At 71.8% G+C, this 17580-nt stretch carries 11 protein-coding genes; 8 read left to right on the top strand and 3 right to left on the bottom strand.

Annotated elements, in window-relative coordinates; translation table 11 throughout:
• The first annotated feature begins 86 nt into the window (after window positions 1-86).
• On the top strand, window positions 87-542 hold the full coding sequence (locus ACZ66S_RS33510) for a hypothetical protein (protein WP_280849043.1): 456 nt from the start codon (window positions 87-89) through the stop codon (window positions 540-542).
• Between the two features lie 103 nt (window positions 543-645).
• A complete protein-coding gene (locus tag ACZ66S_RS33505) occupies window positions 646-2451 on the top strand; it encodes a chitinase (RefSeq protein ID WP_469905331.1) in 1806 nt (601 codons plus the stop codon).
• Between the two features lie 56 nt (window positions 2452-2507).
• Here the strand turns inward: ACZ66S_RS33505 and ACZ66S_RS33500 are convergent, their stop codons facing one another.
• Both ACZ66S_RS33500 and gabT read right to left on the bottom strand, forming a co-directional pair.
• Window positions 2508-3323: a phosphatase PAP2 family protein gene (locus ACZ66S_RS33500; protein WP_469905330.1), complete on the bottom strand. Its 816-nt coding sequence runs from the start codon at window positions 3321-3323 to the stop codon at window positions 2508-2510.
• Between the two features lie 153 nt (window positions 3324-3476).
• On the bottom strand, window positions 3477-4811 hold the full coding sequence (gabT, locus tag ACZ66S_RS33495; protein WP_469905329.1) for a 4-aminobutyrate--2-oxoglutarate transaminase: 1335 nt from the start codon (window positions 4809-4811) through the stop codon (window positions 3477-3479).
• Window positions 4812-5064: 253 nt separating this feature from the next.
• On the opposite strand from gabT, the gene ACZ66S_RS33490 reads away from it, so the two are divergent.
• The 3 genes from ACZ66S_RS33490 to ACZ66S_RS33480 all read left to right on the top strand — a co-directional run bounded on the left by ACZ66S_RS33490 (window position 5065) and on the right by ACZ66S_RS33480 (window position 10534).
• A complete protein-coding gene (locus ACZ66S_RS33490; protein ID WP_469905328.1) occupies window positions 5065-7200 on the top strand; it encodes an ATP-binding protein in 2136 nt (711 codons plus the stop codon).
• Window positions 7201-7341: 141 nt separating this feature from the next.
• On the top strand, window positions 7342-8994 hold the full coding sequence (locus ACZ66S_RS33485; protein WP_469905327.1) for a PucR family transcriptional regulator: 1653 nt from the start codon (window positions 7342-7344) through the stop codon (window positions 8992-8994).
• 94 nt (window positions 8995-9088) lie between these two features.
• The gene (locus ACZ66S_RS33480; RefSeq protein ID WP_469905326.1) at window positions 9089-10534 is read left to right on the top strand and encodes an aldehyde dehydrogenase family protein; all 1446 of its coding nucleotides are present in this window, start codon (window positions 9089-9091) and stop codon (window positions 10532-10534) included.
• A 97-nt stretch (window positions 10535-10631) separates the two neighbouring features.
• Here the strand turns inward: ACZ66S_RS33480 and ACZ66S_RS33475 are convergent, their stop codons facing one another.
• Complete coding sequence (locus tag ACZ66S_RS33475) at window positions 10632-13469, bottom strand: glycoside hydrolase family 3 C-terminal domain-containing protein (RefSeq protein ID WP_469905325.1); 2838 nt, start codon at window positions 13467-13469, stop codon at window positions 10632-10634.
• A gap of 327 nt (window positions 13470-13796) precedes the next feature.
• Here ACZ66S_RS33475 and ACZ66S_RS33470 point away from each other — a divergent pair, with 327 nt between their 5' ends.
• The 3 genes from ACZ66S_RS33470 to ACZ66S_RS33460 are packed head-to-tail and all read left to right on the top strand — an operon-like array spanning window position 13797 to window position 17460.
• Entirely contained in the window at window positions 13797-15476 is a 1680-nt protein-coding gene (locus ACZ66S_RS33470) for an extracellular solute-binding protein (protein WP_469905324.1), read from the top strand.
• Window positions 15476-16537 (top strand): ABC transporter permease, encoded by a 1062-nt coding sequence (locus ACZ66S_RS33465; protein ID WP_469905323.1) that lies wholly within the window; start codon window positions 15476-15478, stop codon window positions 16535-16537. The genes ACZ66S_RS33470 and ACZ66S_RS33465 overlap by 1 nt, the downstream gene beginning before the upstream one ends.
• Window positions 16534-17460, top strand: coding sequence for a carbohydrate ABC transporter permease (locus tag ACZ66S_RS33460; RefSeq protein ID WP_469905322.1), 927 nt, complete (start codon window positions 16534-16536; stop codon window positions 17458-17460). The genes ACZ66S_RS33465 and ACZ66S_RS33460 overlap by 4 nt, the downstream gene beginning before the upstream one ends.
• Window positions 17461-17580 lie beyond the last annotated feature (120 nt).

Below are 17580 nucleotides of genomic sequence, written 5' to 3'. Positions count from 1 at the left end.
TGGTCAGAACCCGCGTAATGCCCGCCGGGAAACCCTCTCTCCCTCGTGACGCGAACAGCGTCGACGAGAGAGAGGGAGGTCTTCTCATGACAGGGGCGAAGACGGCGGTCGAGTGGCTGGCATCCGTCGCACCGGATCCCGAGGCCTGCCGCTGGGAGTGGGAGCGCAATCCCCTCGGGGTGGCGCTGCTCCCGGCCGGCAAGGCCTGGGACGTACTGATCCTGCCGGGCGAGCTCGGCTATCCGACGCTCGACGTCCTCACCCGCATCCTCGACCAGCTCGGCCCGGTGCTGGTGGACTTCGGCGACGCCCGCATGGGGTTCTTCGTGCCGCCGGGCACCGCGGCCCGCTGGCTCGGCACCGGCATCCGCACGGCCGGCGCCGGTACGTGGATCGTCGTGCCGTACCCGGGCCGGGTGGCCGGCGGAGGGGTGCGCTGGCTGGTCCCACCGGACGGCTCCGGCGTGCTCGTCGACCCGGCACTGCTCGAACTGGCGATGCACGAGGCGGCGGCGGGTCTGGCGACGGAGGGCGACGGCTGAGGGAACGGCCGCGAGCCGTGGTGAAGGGTCTTGACAACCCGTATTGGTCTGGACCAAGTTGGGCGCGCTCCACCCTCCAATTCCCCCATGCCCGGAGGCCCTTGTGGAACGCACCGGACCCAACACGCTCATCAGGCCCGTCCTCGCCGCCCTGACCGCCGCTCTGCTGGCGCTGTCCGGTGTCACCGCGCTCTCGTCGGCCGCCCGTGCGGCCGACGCGGACCTAGTGCGCAACGGCGGCTTCGAAGCGGGCCTCGACGGCTGGAGCTGCTCCGCGGGTACGACCGTCAACACCCCTGTGCACAGTGGGAGTTCGGCGCTGCAGGCGACCCCGGCCGGCAGCGACTACGCCCAGTGCGCCCAGACGGTGACCGTGCGGCCCGACGCGCAGTACACGCTCGCCGGACACGTCCGGGGCTCCTACGTCTACCTCGGCGCGAGCGGCACCGGCACCACGGACGTCTCCACCTGGACCCAGTCGGCCCCTGACTGGCAGCGGCTCACCACGACCTTCCGCACCGGGCCGGCCACCACCAAGGTCACGCTCTACACGCACGGCTGGTACGGGACGGGCGCGTACCAGGCGGACGACGTGTCCCTCATCGGTCCCGGCGTCGACGTGGGGCAGCCGCCCGCCACCCCCACGGGCCTGCGGACGGGAACGGTCACGTCCTCCAGCGTGGCCCTGTCCTGGACGGCGGTCACGGGCGCCACCGGCTACGCCGTCTACCGGGACGGCGTCAGGGTCCAGACGGCGAGCGGGACCTCGGTCACCGTGAGCGGCCTCGCGCCCTCGACGGCGTACGGCTTCCAGGTCGCGGCGGTCAACGACGCGGGGGAGTCGGCGAGATCGACCACCGTCAACGCGACCACGGCAGCGGGCAGTTCCACCGGCCTGCCTACCCACGCCCTCGTCGGCTACCTCCACGCGAGCTTCGCCAACGGCGCCGGCTACACGCGCCTGGCCGACGTCCCGGAGAGCTGGGACGTCATCGACCTGGCCTTCGGCGAACCCACCTCGGTCACCTCCGGCGACATCCGCTTCACCCGCTGCCCGGTCACGGAGTGCCCGAACGTCGAGTCCGACGCCGACTTCAAGGCGGCGATCAGGGCGAAGCAGGCGGCGGGCAAGAAGGTGCTCATCTCGATCGGCGGCCAGAACGGCCAGGTCCAGCTCACGACGACAGCGGCCCGGGACGCCTTCGTCTCCTCGGTCTCCTCGATCATCGACACCTACGGCCTCGACGGCCTGGACGTCGACTTCGAGGGCCACTCCCTCTCGCTGAACGCCGACGACACGGACTTCAGGAACCCGAAGACGCCGGTGATCGTGAACCTGATCTCGGCCCTGAAGACGCTCAAGGCGAAGTACGGGTCCCGCTTCGTGCTGTCGATGGCCCCGGAGACCTTCTTCGTGCAGATGGGCCACCAGTACTACGGCACCGGCAAGTGGGGCGGCCAGGACCCCCGCTGCGGCGCCTACCTCCCGGTGATCCACGCCCTGCGCGACGACCTGACCCTGCTGCACGTCCAGGACTACAACTCGGGCCCGATCATGGGCCTCGACAACCAGTACCACTCGATGGGCGGCGCGGACTTCCACATCGCCATGACCGACATGCTCCTCACCGGCTTCCCGGTCGCCGGCGACCCCGCGAACGTCTTCCCGGCGCTGCGCCCCGACCAGATCGCCATCGGCATGCCCGCCTCGGTGAACGCGGGCAACGGCTACGTCTCCCCGGCGGAGGTCACCAAGACCCTCGACTGCCTGACCCGCGGGACGAACTGCGGCTCGTACACCACGCACGGCACCTGGCCCGCCCTGCGCGGCCTGATGACCTGGTCGATCAACTGGGACCGCTTCTCCGGCGGGGAGTTCCAGAAGACCTTCGACGGCTACTTCGGCTGACGGTCACCCGGTCCTGCTCGTCGGGCACGGTGCTTCCCGCGGGTACCGGCCGCCGGTTACGTCGTCTCGTCCTGCGCCGGCTTCGTGCCGTACCGCCTGACGACCGTGACCAGCAGTCCGAGGAGCAGGGCCGACAGGCACCAGCCGGCCAGGACGTCCAGGGGCCAGTGGTAGCCGCGGCGGACCAGGCCGTACGAGACGGCCAGGACGAGCAGCGCGCAGAGGAGGGCCAGGGCCCGGCGGGCGCGGGCGGCCCGGAGGAGGGGGAGGAGGAAGAGGGTCGCGGTGCCGTAGGCGACGGCCGCGGTGGCGGTGTGGCCGGAGGGGAAGTAGCCGGTGCCCGGGGGGACCACGGGGGTGCCGGAGCGGTCGGTCCAGATCTTGAGGGGGACCACGACCGCCGGGACCAGGGCCATCAGAAGGGCGCCCGCGGTGGCCGGCAGCCACCAGCGGTCCGTCCCCGCGCGCCGGTGCCGCCAGGTCACGTACGCCAGTGCCACGACCAGCAGGGGTACGGCGACCTGGATGTTGCCCAGGTCGGAGAGGCCGCTGCCGAGGCGGTCCGGGTGCCGCAGGGCGGCGCTGACCCGTTCGTCCACACGCAGAAACGGCCCGTCCTCGACGACCTGCCAGGTGATCAGGGCGAAGAGGAGGGCCGGGACTCCGAGAAGGAGGGTGAGGAAGGCCGGCCGCCCCGGAACAGGGGGGGTGGTTCCGGGGCGGCCGATCAGATCGGTTCGTCGGCCGCCCCGGGGGGTTTGGGGCGGGCGACTGTCCGATCGGTGAGGAGATCCGGAGCCAGAGGCTCCATGTGTGTGCGCGAGGGCACGACCAGGTCGAAGCTGGGGAGGCCCCGGCCTGATGTCACCCACAGTCCCCTGTGGGCGGGGTGTATCTCTCATCTGGGTAGAACCTACGGCAGGGCGACGGCGTACGACAGGCGGAATCCCAACCTCACCACCACCTCGCACACCTTCTTCACACCCTCTGCCACCGGCCACCGCAGCCCCGGAATCCCGGTGACGTCAGATGCGGGCGAAGGCCTGCTCGATGATGTCGAGGCCCTCGTCGAGAAGGTCCTCGCCGATGACGAGCGGCGGCAGGAAGCGCAGGACGTTGCCGTAGGTGCCACAGGTCAGGACCAGCAGGCCCTCCTGGTGGCAGGCCTTGGCGAGCGCGGCGGTGGCCTCCGGGTTCGGCTCCTTGGTCGCGCGGTCCTTGACGAGCTCGATGGCGATCATGGCGCCGCGGCCCCGGACGTCGCCGATGATGTCGAACTTGTCCTGCATGGCGGTCAGCCGGGCCTTCATCGTGGCCTCGATCGCCTTCGCCCGCGCGTTGAGGTCGAGCTGCTTCATCGTCTCGATGGCGCCGAGCGCACCGGCGCAGGCGACCGGGTTGCCGCCGTAGGTGCCGCCGAGGCCGCCCGCGTGCGCCGCGTCCATGATCTCCGCGCGGCCGGTGACGGCGGCGAGCGGCAGACCGCCGGCGATGCCCTTGGCGGTGGTGATCAGGTCCGGGACGATGCCCTCGTCCTCGCAGGCGAACCACTGGCCGGTGCGGCAGAAGCCGGACTGGATCTCGTCGGCGACGAAGACGATGCCGTTGTCCTGGGCGAACCGGCTGATCGCCGGCAGGAAGCCCTTCGCCGGCTCGATGAAGCCGCCCTCGCCGAGCACCGGCTCGATGATGATCGCGGCCACGTTCTCCGCGCCGACCTGCTTGGTGATCTGGTCGATGGCCTGGGCGGCGGCCTCGGGGCCGGCGTTCTCGGGGCCGGTGGGCCAGCGGTAGCCGTAGGCGACCGGGACGCGGTAGACCTCGGGCGCGAAGGGGCCGAAGCCGTGCTTGTACGGCATGTTCTTCGCGGTCAGCGCCATGGTGAGGTTGGTGCGGCCGTGGTAGCCGTGGTCGAACACGACGACGGCCTGGCGCTTGGTGTACGCCCGCGCGATCTTGACGGCGTTCTCGACGGCCTCGGCGCCGGAGTTGAACAGGGCGCTCTTCTTCTCGTGGTCACCCGGGGTGAGCTCGGCGAGGGCCTCGGCGACCTCCACGTAGCCCTCGTACGGGGTGACCATGAAACAGGTGTGGGTGAAGTCGGCGAGCTGGGCGGAGGCCCGGCGCACGACGGCCTCGGCGGAGGCGCCGACCGAGGTCACGGCGATGCCCGAACCGAAGTCGATCAGCCGGTTCCCGTCGACGTCCTCGATGATCCCGCCGCCCGCGCGCGCCGTGAAGACGGGCAGCACGGACCCCACACCCTGCGCGACCGCGGCGACCCGGCGGGCCTGCAGCTCCTGCGACTTGGGTCCGGGGATGGCGGTGACGACGCGGCGCTCCTGCGGAAGTGCGGTCATGAGGGGCTCCTGGGGTGTTGCGGGCGGAGATTTTCGCGGACTGTGTCCAGTCTTTTCTCGCAGGCTAGGACGGGGGGCGGGGGGTGGGCATGCTCCATGTGGGCGTTGTCGCGGGAACGGGTTGTCCGTGGTGGACATAGCCGGTTTCGGGGACGGGGTGACGGCTCGGCCCCGCAATCGGTGAACTCCCCTTGCGGGCGCGTTAGATTGGCCGCTGACGGTGGACGGAACGGCTGGTCAGGGAGCAGGGGCGATGGACAGCGACGGGACGCAGGACGCGCGGGGCACGCATGCGAATCCTGTGCCGCGGGCACGGGGGGCGATGCCGCCGATGCCGTCCCGGGCGCCCGGGGTGCCGCCGCAGTCCGCCGACTCGGCGTTTCTGACCTGGCTGCGGGCGCCGCGGCCCGAGACCCTGCCCGGGGTGTGGCGGTTCGGACACCGGCCCCGGCCGGAGGCGGAACCGGAATTCATCCCCGGCCGGCAACTGATCAGTGGTGCCCTGATCGCGTTCCTCGTCGGCTGGCTCGTCTGGTCGCTGCTCCAGAACGGCTATGTCGGCGGCTGGTGGTGGGTCCCGCTCACCCTGTTCACGCCCGACTCCTGGCGCGGTGCCGACGGTGACCTGGGCCGGACGGGCACCGCCGTGCTCTACAAGGGCTACGAGGTGCTCGTCGCGTTGATCATCATGGTCGTCGTGGGCAAGCTCGGCCGCTGGGGCGAGGTCTGGCGCCGGTTCGGACCCCCCGCCTGGCGACGAGCCGCCCCGGCCCACGAGCCGCCCCCCACCCCCGAGCAGGACCCCGCCGAGTACCCCGAGCTCCGTGCCGCCGGTGCCGTGGCCGCCGCGGAGCGGCTGGCCGCCGAGGCCAGGGCCGGGTCGATGCGGGACGTCGACCACGCACGGATCGAGCGGGCCTGGCAGGGCGTGCGCGGCGGCCGGTTCAGCCTGGCCACCTTCACCAGCGCCGTGCTCCAGGAGGGCGCCGCCGCCTGTGTGCACCCGTCCGGGGAGCGGGACCTGCCCGCGCGGCTAGCCCGGCACGATCTCCTCACGGGCCAGGTGCGGCTGGGCACCACCGCCGACGACGCCCGCAACCCGTACGCCTACCGGGGGGCCGGGCTGGGGCTCGGGCCCGAGCTGCTCGGGACCTCGCTGCTGGCCGTCGGCCCGGCCGGGTCCGGGAAGACCGGGACCGTCGTCAGGCCGATCGCCGAGTCGCTGTGCCTGCACGCGCTCGCCGGGCGGGCCGCCGTCGTGGTGGTCGGTGCCGCGGGCGCGGGGCTCGGGCCGGCCGACGCCTACGACGTCGTCGTACAGATCGGGAATCCTGAGTCGGTGTACGACCTCGACCTGTACGGCGGGACGACCGATCCGGACGAAGCCGCGGCCGTGCTCGCCGAGGCGCTCGTCGGGGACCTCGCCGAGCCGCATCAGGGGGGCGACACGCGCCGGTCGACCACCGTGCTCGCCCAGCTTCTCGGGCCGTTCCGGGCGGTTCACGGCCGCTTCCCCTCCGTACCGGAGCTGCGGCAGTTGCTCGACGGCGCGCCCGGGCCGCTGGCCGCGCTGCGCAAGGGCCTGGAGGACTCCGGGCAGGAGTCGCTGCTGCGGGAACTCGACGCGCGGGAGCGGCAGATGGGGCATCCCGGGGACGTGGGGGGCATCCTCGCGGACCGGGTCGCGCTGCTGGACCGGCCCGCCTTCGCGACGTTCTTCCAGAGCGCTGCCCAGGACTCGGCCGGCGGGTCGCGGCCGTTCTCGCTGAAGGCCCTCGACCATCCCGTGCGGGTCCGGATCGACCTGCCCCAGCGCGGCCACGCCGACGCCTCCCGGATCCTGGCCCGGCTGGTGCTCGCGCAGTTCACCGCGAGTGTCGCGGTGCGCGAGGACCGGTCGCTGTTCGCCTGCCTGGTCGTCGACGACGCCACCGGTGTCGTGACCCCGGAGGCCGTGCGGGGCGTGCAGCGGCTGCGGTCCGGCAACGCGGGAGTGGTGCTGACGCTGCGGACCCTGGACGACGTGCCGCGGCCGTTGCGCGGGCCCCTGCTCGGTGCCATCGGGTGCCGGATGGCGCTGTCCGGGCTCACCCCGTGGGACGGTCAGGACTTCGCCGAGGTGTGGGGCAAGGAGTGGATCGAGGCGCGGGACGTCACCGACCGGCAGATCATCGCCGAGACCCCGGCCGGCAAGGCGTTGCACGCGGTGCGCCGGGTCATCACCGGCAAGGCGCCGACCGCGCGGGCGGTGACCGTGCGGCAGGTCGAGCGGGAGCGCTGGTCCGCGTCCGAGCTGGCGCACGGGGTGCCGCCCGGGCACGCGGTGCTGTCGCTGACCACGGTGACGGGGGAGCACGCGCCGCCGCTGCTGGTGGATCTGCGCGGGTGACGTGACCCGAGGACCGTACGGTGAGGCAGAATCGTCACAGGCCGTTCATACACGGCGGCCAAAAGATCGCTGCGATCGCTCCGCCCCGCAGTCCAAAGCTCCGCAGTCCCGAGCTGCGCAGTCCCGAGCCCTGAAGGCCCCATGCCCCCCACCCTCGCCTCGCTCGTCCACCACTCCGCGCTCAAGCTGACCGTGCGCGCGGGCGAGGACCGGCTGGACGTGCCCGTGCGCTGGGCGCACGTCAGCGAGCTCGCCGACCCCGTCCCCTACATGGAGGGCGGCGAGCTGCTGCTGATCACCGCGCTGAAACTGGACGCGGAGGACCCGGACGCCATGCGCCGGTACGTGAAGCGGCTGGCCGGGGCCGGGGTGGTGGGCCTCGGGTTCGCCGTCGGGGTCAACTACGACGAGATCCCCGCGGCCCTCGTCGAGGCCGCCCGCGACGAGGGGCTCCCGCTGCTCGAAGTCCCGCGCCGCACCCCCTTCCTCGCCATCAGCAAGGCCGTGTCCGCGGCGATCGCGGCCGACCAGTACCGGTCCGTCACCGCGGGCTTCGCCGCCCAGCGCGAACTGACCCGGCAGGCCCTGACCGACGGCCCCGAGGGGCTGCTCGCCGCGCTCGCCTCCCAGGTGGACGGCTGGGCGGCGCTCTACGACGCCTCGGGCGCCGTCGTCGCCGCCGCCCCGGAGTGGGCCGGCCGCCGGGCCGCCCGGCTGACCGCCGACGTGGAGCGGCTGCGGGAGCGGCCCGCGCCCGCCTCCTCCGTGGTCGGCGGCACCGTCGACAACGACGACCGCGTCGAGCTGCACTCCCTGGGCACCGGCCGGCGCCCCCGGGCCGCCCTGGCGGTGGGGACGGCCGCCGCGCTCGGCACGGCGGAGCGGTACGCGGTGCACTCGGCGATCGCCCTGCTGACGCTCACCACCGAGCGCTCCCGCTCCCTGCACGCCGCCGAGCAGCGGATCGGGACGGCCGTCCTGCGGATGCTGCTCGCGGGGGAGCCGGAGCACGCGCGCACGGTGGCGGGCGACCTGTACGGCGGGCTCCTGGACGCGCCCTTCCGGCTGGTCGTGGCCGAGACGGTCGCCGTGTCGTCGGTGCGGATCGCCGCCGACAGCCCCGCCCGGGTCCCGTCCGCCGCCGCGCTCGCCGCGGCCGTCGGCACCGACGGCGATCCGCTCGGGACGCTCACCGAGACGGTGGAGTCCGCGGCGGCCCGCGCCGGGGAGAGCGTGCTCGCGGTGCCGGAGGGGGAGCGGCTGGTGGTGCTGGCCGCGGACGGCGGGGCCGCCGTCACCGCGTGCGCGGAGTACGCGCTGGCGCGGGAGGCGGCGCGGACGCGGGCCCAGGCGGGCGCCGCGGACGAGGCCGAACTGGTCGTCGGCGTCTCGGCCCCCGCGGGACCGATCACCGCCGCGGCCGCCTACAAGCAGGCCGAGCAGGCGCTCTCGGTCGCCCGCCGGCGGGGCCGGGTGTACGTCGAGCACGAACAGCTCGCCTCCGGATCGGTGCTGCCGCTGCTCGCCGACGACGCGGTGCGGGCCTTCGCGGACGGCCTGCTGCGACCGCTGTACGAGCACGACGCGACCGGCCGGGGCGACCTGGTCGCCTCGCTGCGGGCCTGGCTCTCCCGGCACGGCCAGTGGGACGCGGCCGCCGCCGACCTGGGCGTCCACCGGCACACCCTGCGCTACCGGATGCGCCGCGTCGAGGAGATCCTGGGCCGCTCCCTGGACGATCCGGACGTGCGCATGGAGCTGTGGCTCGCGCTGAAGGCGACGGCGGCGGAGTAGGCGCCGCCGGGAGCGCCGAACCGGAGTGTCCGAGTGCCCCACTGGTACACCCCGGACAAATTCGATCCCGCCCTCCCGGCCCTACCGTGGGGACATGACTTCCACCCACGCCTTCTGGCTCGCCGGCCGCCAGGTCACCGGCGAGGACACCTTCGACGTCACCTCCCCGTGGGACGGCCGGCTGGTCGGCAAGGTCGCCGTGCCGGACGACGCGCAGATCGAGGAGGCCGTGGCCGCCGCGTACGCCGTACGGGACGAGTTCGCCGCCACGCCCGCCCACGTCCGCGCCGCCGCCCTCGACCACGTCAGCCGCAGGCTCGTCGAGCGCACCGAGGAGATCGCGCAACTGATCTCCGCCGAGAACGGCAAGCCGATCAAGTGGGCCCGGGGCGAGGTCGGCCGAGCCGTGTCCGTGTTCCGGTTCGCCGCGGAGGAGGCCCGGCGCTTCAACGGCGGTGAGGCCCAGCGCCTCGACACCGACGCCGGCGGCCAGGGTCGTCTCGCGCTGACCCGCCGTTTCCCCAAGGGGGTCGTGCTCGGGATCGCGCCCTTCAACTTCCCGCTCAACCTGTGCGCCCACAAGATCGCCCCGGCGATCGCGGCCGGCGCGCCGATCATCCTGAAGCCGGCCCCGGCGACCCCGCTCTCCGGGCTGGTCATCGGCGAGCTGCTCGCGGAGACCGAGCTGCCCGCCGGCGCGTGGAGCATCCTGCCCGTCCCGAACGACCGGATGCCGGCCCTCGTCCAGGACGAGCGGCTGCCCGTCATCTCCTTCACCGGCTCCGAGAAGGTCGGCTACGCGATCATGGACTCGGTGCCGCGCAAGCACTGCACGCTTGAGCTGGGCGGCAACGGCGCCGCGGTCGTGCTCGGCGACTTCGCCTCCGACGCCGACCTCGACTGGGCCGCGACCCGCATCGCGACCTTCTCCAACTACCAGGGCGGCCAGTCCTGCATCTCCGTGCAGCGGGTGATCGCCGAGGCGTCGGTGTACGACCGGCTGCTCCCGCGGATCGTCGCCGCCGTCGAGGCCCAGGTCACCGGTGACCCGGCCGACGACAAGACCGACGTCGGCCCGCTGGTCAGCGAGGACGCGGCGGTGCGCGTCGAGGCCTGGGTGAAACAGGCCGTCGAGGCGGGCGCCACCCTGCTCACCGGCGGAGACCGCGACGGCGCCTCCTACGCGCCGACCGTCCTCGCCGACGTCCCGGCCGACACGACGATCTCCTGCGAGGAGGTCTTCGGCCCCGTCCTGACCGTGCAGAAGGTGGACGGCGAGACCGAGGCGTTCGCCGCGGTCAACGACTCCAAGTACGGCCTCCAGGCGGGCGTGTTCACCCACGACCTCCAGGCCGCCTTCCGCGCCCACCGCGCCCTCGAGGTCGGCGGTGTCGTCATCGGCGACGTGCCCTCCTACCGAGCCGACCAGATGCCGTACGGCGGCGTCAAGCAGTCCGGTGTGGGCCGCGAGGGCGTGAAGTTCGCGATGGACGACTACACGTACGAGCGGGTGCTGGTGCTGACCGGGCTCGCGCTCTAGCTCATGGGAACCATTTTCATATAGGCTCCTCGAAGGGGCCCGGCACCGATGCCTTCCGGTGCCGGGCCCCTTCTTGGGTGTCGGCCGCTCCGGACCCTCAACCGGAGAAGCCGACGTGCGCGAGTCGCAACGGGCCGCGCAGCCTGAGACGCACGTCGTGCACGCCCTCGGCGACGAGCCCGGCGCCGAGGATGCTGTAGTCGTACGGTCCCGACTCGGACTCCGTCACCTCCCACGAGGCGAGCACCGCACCGCCGTCCAGCGACAGTTCGGCCGCGCCCGCGCCGGACACCGTCACCGTCACCTGGGTGACGCCGGTGCCGAAGTCGCAGTCCCGGTAGACGAGTTCACCGGTAAGGCTCTCGGCGGCCGTCACCGCGTCACCCGCCGTCCGCGTCCGGTCGACGATCTCGACCCCGCTGTGCTCGTCGAAGTCGGCGCCCGCCAGGCCCCGTCGGAGCACGGGCCGCGGCGCGCCGGGCTCACCGTCGAGGGTCACCGTGGTCCGCAGCCGGACGTCATCGCTGGAGGCACCGGCCAGCAGCTCGTACGGACCCGGCTCCAGCCGCCACCTGCCCTGCGCCACGTCCCAGAACTCGAAGGCGCGCAGCGGGACTTCGAAGGACAGTTCCACCTCGGCGCCCGGGGCGAGCGTCACCCGCCGGTGGGCCAGCAGCTCGCGGCGCGGGCGGGGCAGCGCCGGGTCGATCGCACGGGTGTAGAGCTGGGCGACCTCGTCGGCCGTGACGTCACCGGTGTTGGTGACCGTGAACGAGACGTGCAGCGCCCTCTCCGTCGTACGGGAGACGAGGTCGCCGTACGAGAAGGTCGTGTACGACAGCCCGTGGCCGAACGGGAACAGGGGCGTGCCCTCGAAGTACAGGTAGGTCTGGCGGCTGCCGATGACGTCGTAGTCGAGGAGCCCGGGCAGGTCGGCGTCGCTCTCGTACCAGGTCTGCGGGAGGCGGCCGGCGGGGGAGACGTCACCGGCCAGGACGCGGGCCAGGGCGGTGCCGGCCGCCTGGCCGCCGTGGGCCGTCCACAGGGCCGCGGCCAGGCCGGCCGTGTCGACCGCGTACGGGTAGGCCGAGACCAGGGCCAGCACGGTCCGCGGGTTCGCGGCGCGCGCCGCCCGCAGCAGGCGCTCCTGGTGGGCGGGGAGCCGCAGGGAGGCGCGGTCCTCGGTCTCGCGGCCGTTGATGTGGGGGTCGTTGCCCGCGACGACCAGGACGACGTCGGCGTCGGAGGTAACACGGGTCACCGCGTCCTCACCACGTTCGACGAGGATCAGCTCGAAGGTCTCCGGGTTCTCGTCGGCAACCTTCACCCCGTCCGCGGCGACTGCGACGTGGCGGCCTGTGCCGATGTGCCTGAGGAGGTGACCGCTGCCGTGCTGCTCCAGGCGGAAGGTCTCCTGGACGACCCAGCCCCCGGGCTGGTCGGCCGAAGCGCGCAGGTACCCGTCCTCGGCGACGGAGAGGTAGCGGCCGTCGGGGGCGCGGAGCGTGAGGACGCCCTCGTCCCAGTCGATCAGCGCGAACTCGGTGCCCGTCGCGTCCGTCGTCAGCGGGGGCAGGTCCGTGCGGCCCGCGAGGAGCGCCGGGTCCAGGGCGCCCTCGGCGCCGCGCACCTCGTCCTCGCCGTTCTCGCCGGTCAGGACGTGCAGAAACGTCCCGGCGGAGGTCCTGAGCCGGACCCGGTCCACGCCCTCGGCGAACTCCACCCGCTGCGCGCCGAACCGCTCGTACAGCCCCTCCAGCGGGGTGGAGCGGTGCATGAGGGTGCCGCTGTACCAGTCGAGCTTGCACTCGTCGGCGAGCAGACCGACCACGGCGAGCCGGGTGTCCGGGGCGAGCGGGAGCACCCCGTCGTTCCTGAGCAGCACGATCGCCTGCTCGGCGGCCTCCTGGGCCAGCGCCCGGTGCGCCGGGGTGTCGAAGTCGCGGACGCCGGCGTGCGGGTCGTGCTCCGGGTCGAACTCGCCGAGCCGGAAGCGGACCGAGAGCTGCCGGCGGACCGCGATGTCGATCTCGGCCTCCGTCAACAGGCCCTGGTCGAGGGCCCCTTGGATGCGCGCGATCATTTGCGAGCTGTCCGTGCCGTGGTCGGTGAAGCTGTCGACGCCGGCCCGCAGGGAGGCGGCGGTGGCCTCCTCGTGGGTGTCGAAGTAGTGCTCGTGGTCGACCAGGTTGGAGGGCGCGCCCGCGTCCGAGCAGACCAGCAGCTCCTGGTCGGTCCAGGCGCGCAGGTGCTCGCGCAGATACGGCGAGACGTGGTTGGGGCGGCCGTTGACCAGGTTGTACGCCGGCATCACACCGGCCACCGCGCCGGCCTCGACCGCCTCGCGGAAGGCGCGCAGGTCGTACTCGTGGAGCACGCGCGGCCGCACCGAGCTCGACGAAGTGGCCCGGTCCGTCTCGTTGTTGTGGGCCAGCCAGTGCTTGAGCACCGGGGCCGTGCGCCAGTACGTGGGGTGGTCGCCGCGCAGCCCGTGGGTGTAGGCGGTGGCGATGGCCGAGGTGAGCTTCGGGTCCTCCGAGTAGCCCTCCTCGTTGCGGCCCCACAGCGGATGGCGGAGCAGATTGACCGTCGGCGCCCAGATGTTGAGGCCGACCCGGTCGTCCCGGGCACGCATGGCCCGGACCTCCTTGGACACCGCCTCGCCGATCCGCCGTACGAGTTCGGTGTTCCAGGTCGCGCCGAGGCCGACGGCCTGCGGGAACACCGTCGCCGGGCCCATCCACGCGACGCCGTGCAGTGCCTCCTGGCCGGTGCGGAACGCGGCGATGCCGAGCCGTTCGACGGGGGGCGCGAACTGGTGCAGGAAACCGATCCGCTCGTCGAGGGTCAGCCGCGACAGCAGGTCGTCGATGCGCTTCGCGAAGGGCAGGTGCGGATCGCGAAACGGCGGAGTGTGCGGCGGGTGTGCGGTCACGTGGGGATCCCCTTGCGATGGATCGGTGCGATGCTTTCGAAGCGCTTCGATGCTCATTCGACACCGGGGTGGGTGTCAAGGGATCAGCACCGCCACTTCAAGCGGTGCATAAGAAAAGGTCACCTCCTGCACCGCGGAGGAATCTTGGGATCGACCCTTGTGCACCCCCGGGTGTTCACTTAACCTCGCAGCAACATCGAAGCGCTTCGACTACGGATTCCGTCGCACAGGTCGAGGCATCGCTTCAGCTCAGCCAGTTCCACTCAAGACACCGCAGCCGACGGCTCCACCGCCGGGTGTCCTGGTGCGCCATGAAGGGTTGACGCAATGACGCCGAACGCCGCTTCCGCCTCCTCCGGGCCGAGCCGGAGAAGCTTCCTCGCCTCGACGGCGGTCGCCACCGCCGCGGTGGCCGGAGGGATGCCGCTGCTTGCCGCCTGCGGCGGTTCGGACAGCGAATCGCGCGAGGGAACCACATCGGGCAAGGCCGCGGACAAGCTGCTCCCGGCGTTCGTGTCCAGCTCGGTCGCCAGCCCCGACCTCCCGTCGAAGAACGGCTCGGCCGCCGGCTACACCGGCAAGGTCGACCTCGCGGCCCTGCGGACCTCGGTCCCGAAGAAGCTCGGCACCGGCGCCTCCATCAGGATCATGTCCCCCTTCTGGGGCTCCCCGCCCAAGGCCGGCTGCGCCTACTACAAGGCCCTCGACACCGCCGCGGGCACCAAGATCACCTGGCAGAACCAGGACGGCAACACCTACGGCGAGAAGCTCGGCGCGGTCCTCGCCTCCAGCTCCATACCGGACATGGTGGTCGTGCCGAGCTGGGAGCTGGTCGGCAAGATCTCCAACGCCGTCACCGCGAAGTTCATGGACCTCAGCCCCTATCTGGCGGGCGACAAGGTCAAGAAGTACCCGAACCTGGCCGCGATCCCCACCGATGCCTGGCGCATGGGCATCTTCGGCGGTGCGCTGCGCGGCATTCCGATGCCGGCCGCCACCGCGAACTGGATCGCGCCCCTGTACCGCAAGGACCTCTTCGACAAGAAGGGGTACGCGGTGCCCAAGTCGCCCGACGAGTTCCTGAGCTGGGCCAAGGAGGCCACCAGCGCCAGGGCCAAGGTGTGGGCCTGCGGTGACATGACCTGGTCCGCGTGGAACAACTTCGGCGTCCGCCCCTCCGGGACGCTCGGCTGGAACACCGGCGACGACGGCAAACTGACGTACCGCATCGAACAGCCCGAGTACCTCGAGGCGTTGGAGTGGGTCCGCAAGCTGTTCGACGCGGGGGTGGTCCACCCCGACGACAAGGCGCGCACCGGCGATGCCGGCCAGCGCTTCACCGCCGGACAGATCCTGGTCTGGAACACCAACGTCGCCGACTGGTACGGGAAGGTCTCCGAGCAGGCCCAGTCCAACCCGGACCTGGAGATCGACGTCATCGACATCTACGGCGCCGACGGCGGCGACCCGACCCTGTGGGCCTCACAGCCCGCCACCATCTGGTCGATGATCCGCAAGGGCGCCTCGAAGACCACCATCGAGAACGCCCTGGCCGCCGCCGACTTCTCGGCCGCGCCCTACGGCACCAAGGAGCGGATGCTCGTCGACTACGGCGTCGAGGGCACCCACTACACGGTCAAGGACGGCGTCCCGGTCAAGAACGACCTCGGCAACTCCGAGGTGCTCAACGCCTGGGTGATGCTGGCCGCGCCGGCCGCCTACTTCGCCCACCCCGACTTCCCCGAGGTCGCCCGCAAGCAGGTCGAGTGGCAGCAGCGGATGGGCGCCTTCATGAAGAAGACGTCCACCTTCGGCATGAACATCGTCGAGCCGACCCGCTACGCCAGCCTCTCCAGCCAGTTCGAGCAGCTCGAGATCGACTACGTGCGCGGCAACCGCAAGCTGTCGGACGTCCAGGCCGCCATCTCCACCTGGAAGTCCTCCGGCGGCGACCGACTGCGCGACTGGTACAAGCAGCTCATCGACAAGAACGGCAGCGCCAACTGATGTCTCTCACGGCCGGGAGCCGGCCCGACGGGACCCGACCCCCCGCGGCCGTCGAGGAACCGACGGCCGCGGTCGGCGCCGCGGTCGCCGCCTCGGCGACGGAGCGGGCGCCGCGCAAGCAGGCCAAGGCGGGCAGGATCCCCTTCCGGGTCCGGCTGCGCCGGGACCGCACGCTCATCCTGATGACGCTGCCGGTCATGGCCCTGCTCCTGCTCTTCAACTACGTCCCGCTGCTCGGCAACGTCGTCGCCTTCCAGGACTACGACCCCTACGTCTCCAGCAACGGCGTCACCGCGATCTTCCACAGCCCCTGGGTCGGCGTCGAGCAGTTCTCGCGGATGGTCGACGACCCGCTGTTCTGGGGCGCCGCGAAGAACACCATCGTGCTGTTCGTGCTCCAACTGGTGCTGTTCTTCCCGGTCCCCGTCGCCCTCGCGCTGCTCATCAACAGCGTGGTCCGGCCCCGGGTCCGGGCGGTGGCCCAGGCGATCATGTACCTCCCGCACTTCTTCTCGTGGGTCCTCGTCGTCACCGTCTTCCAGCAGATCTTCGGCGGCGCGGGCATCATCGCCCAGACCCTGGAGAACCACGGCTGGAGCGGCTTCGACCTGATGACGAACGCGAGCTTCTTCAAGTACCTGGTCACCGCGCAGGCCGTGTGGAAGGACGCCGGCTGGGGGATCATCGTCTTCCTCGCCGCGCTGGCCGCCGTCAGCACCGACCTGTACGAGGCCGCCGCCATGGACGGCGCCGGGCGCTGGCGCCGGATGTGGCACGTGACGCTGCCCGCGCTGCGCCCGGTGATCGCCCTGCTGCTGGTCCTCAGGGTCGGTGACGCGCTCAGCGTCGGCTTCGAGCAGTTCCTGCTCCAGCGGTACGCGGTCGGGGCCGGGGCCAGCGAGGTCCTCGACACCTACGTGTGGAACATGGGTATCCAGAACGGCGACTTCAGCTACGCGGCCGCGGTCGGCCTCGTCAAGGGAGTCATCGGAGTGTGTCTCGTCCTGGCCGCGAACAAGTTCGCGCACCTGCTGGGCGAGCAGGGGGTGTACCAGAAGTGAGCCTCAACACGCAGCTCGTCCGCAGTCTCAGGGCTCCCGCCCGCCCGGTGTGGGAGGAGGAGCCGAGCAGGGCCGGAGTCACCGCCAAGAGCGGTCTGCTGCTCCTGTGCTGCCTGGGCGTGCTCGGTCCGCTGTGGATCGTCATCGTCACCAGCCTCTCTCCCAAGCCGGTGATCGACCGGGTCGGCGGCCTCGTCGTGATCCCGCAGGGCATCACGTTCGTCAACTACCGGGAACTGCTCAGCGGAGGGCAGGTCAGCCGGGCCATCATGGTGTCGGTCGGGGTCACCCTCGTCGGCACGCTGTTCTCGATGGCGGTGTCGGTGCTGGCGGCGTACGGGCTGTCCCGGCCGGGAAGTCTCGGGCACCGCTTCTTCCTGGTGACCATGATGGCGACGATGTTCTTCGGGGCCGGCCTGATCCCGACGTATCTGCTGGTGCAGTCGCTGGGGCTCACGGACACCTATCTGTCGCTGATCCTGCCGAGCGCGGTCAGTGTCTTCAACATCCTGGTGCTGCGGGCCTTCTTCATGGGGATCTCGCCCGAACTCACCGAGTCCGCGCGGCTCGACGGGGCCGGGGACCTGCGGATCCTGCTGACCATCATCATGCCGCTGTCCCGGGCGGTGCTGGCCGTGATCTCGCTGTTCTACGCGGTGGGTTACTGGAGTGCCTGGTTCAACGCGTCGATCTACCTGAGCGACCAGTCGATGATGCCGCTGCAGAACGTGCTCATCCAGCTCGTGCAGAAGAACACGGAAGCACCGACCGGGCTGCAACAGGCGGTGCGTACGGGGCAGTTGTCGTCGCTCGGGCTGCAGATGGCCGTGATGGTGCTGGCGTTGATCCCCGTCGCGGTGGCCTCTCCGTTCGTGCAACGGCATTTCAAGAAGGGCATGTTGACGGGCGCGGTAAAGGGGTGACCTGCGCTTGACCGACCGGGGGCGTCGATCGGTCGGCGGCCGCTGGTTCGTTGTGGCTTGTCGCGCAGTTCCCCGCGCCCCTGGTGGGCTCACTCTCCCCTAGTTCAGAGCGAGGTTTGT

This window comes from Streptomyces sp. NPDC107471 (genome assembly GCF_055582845.1).
Note: the sequence above shows the minus strand (reverse complement) of the source record. Positions and strands in the feature narration are given on the sequence as shown.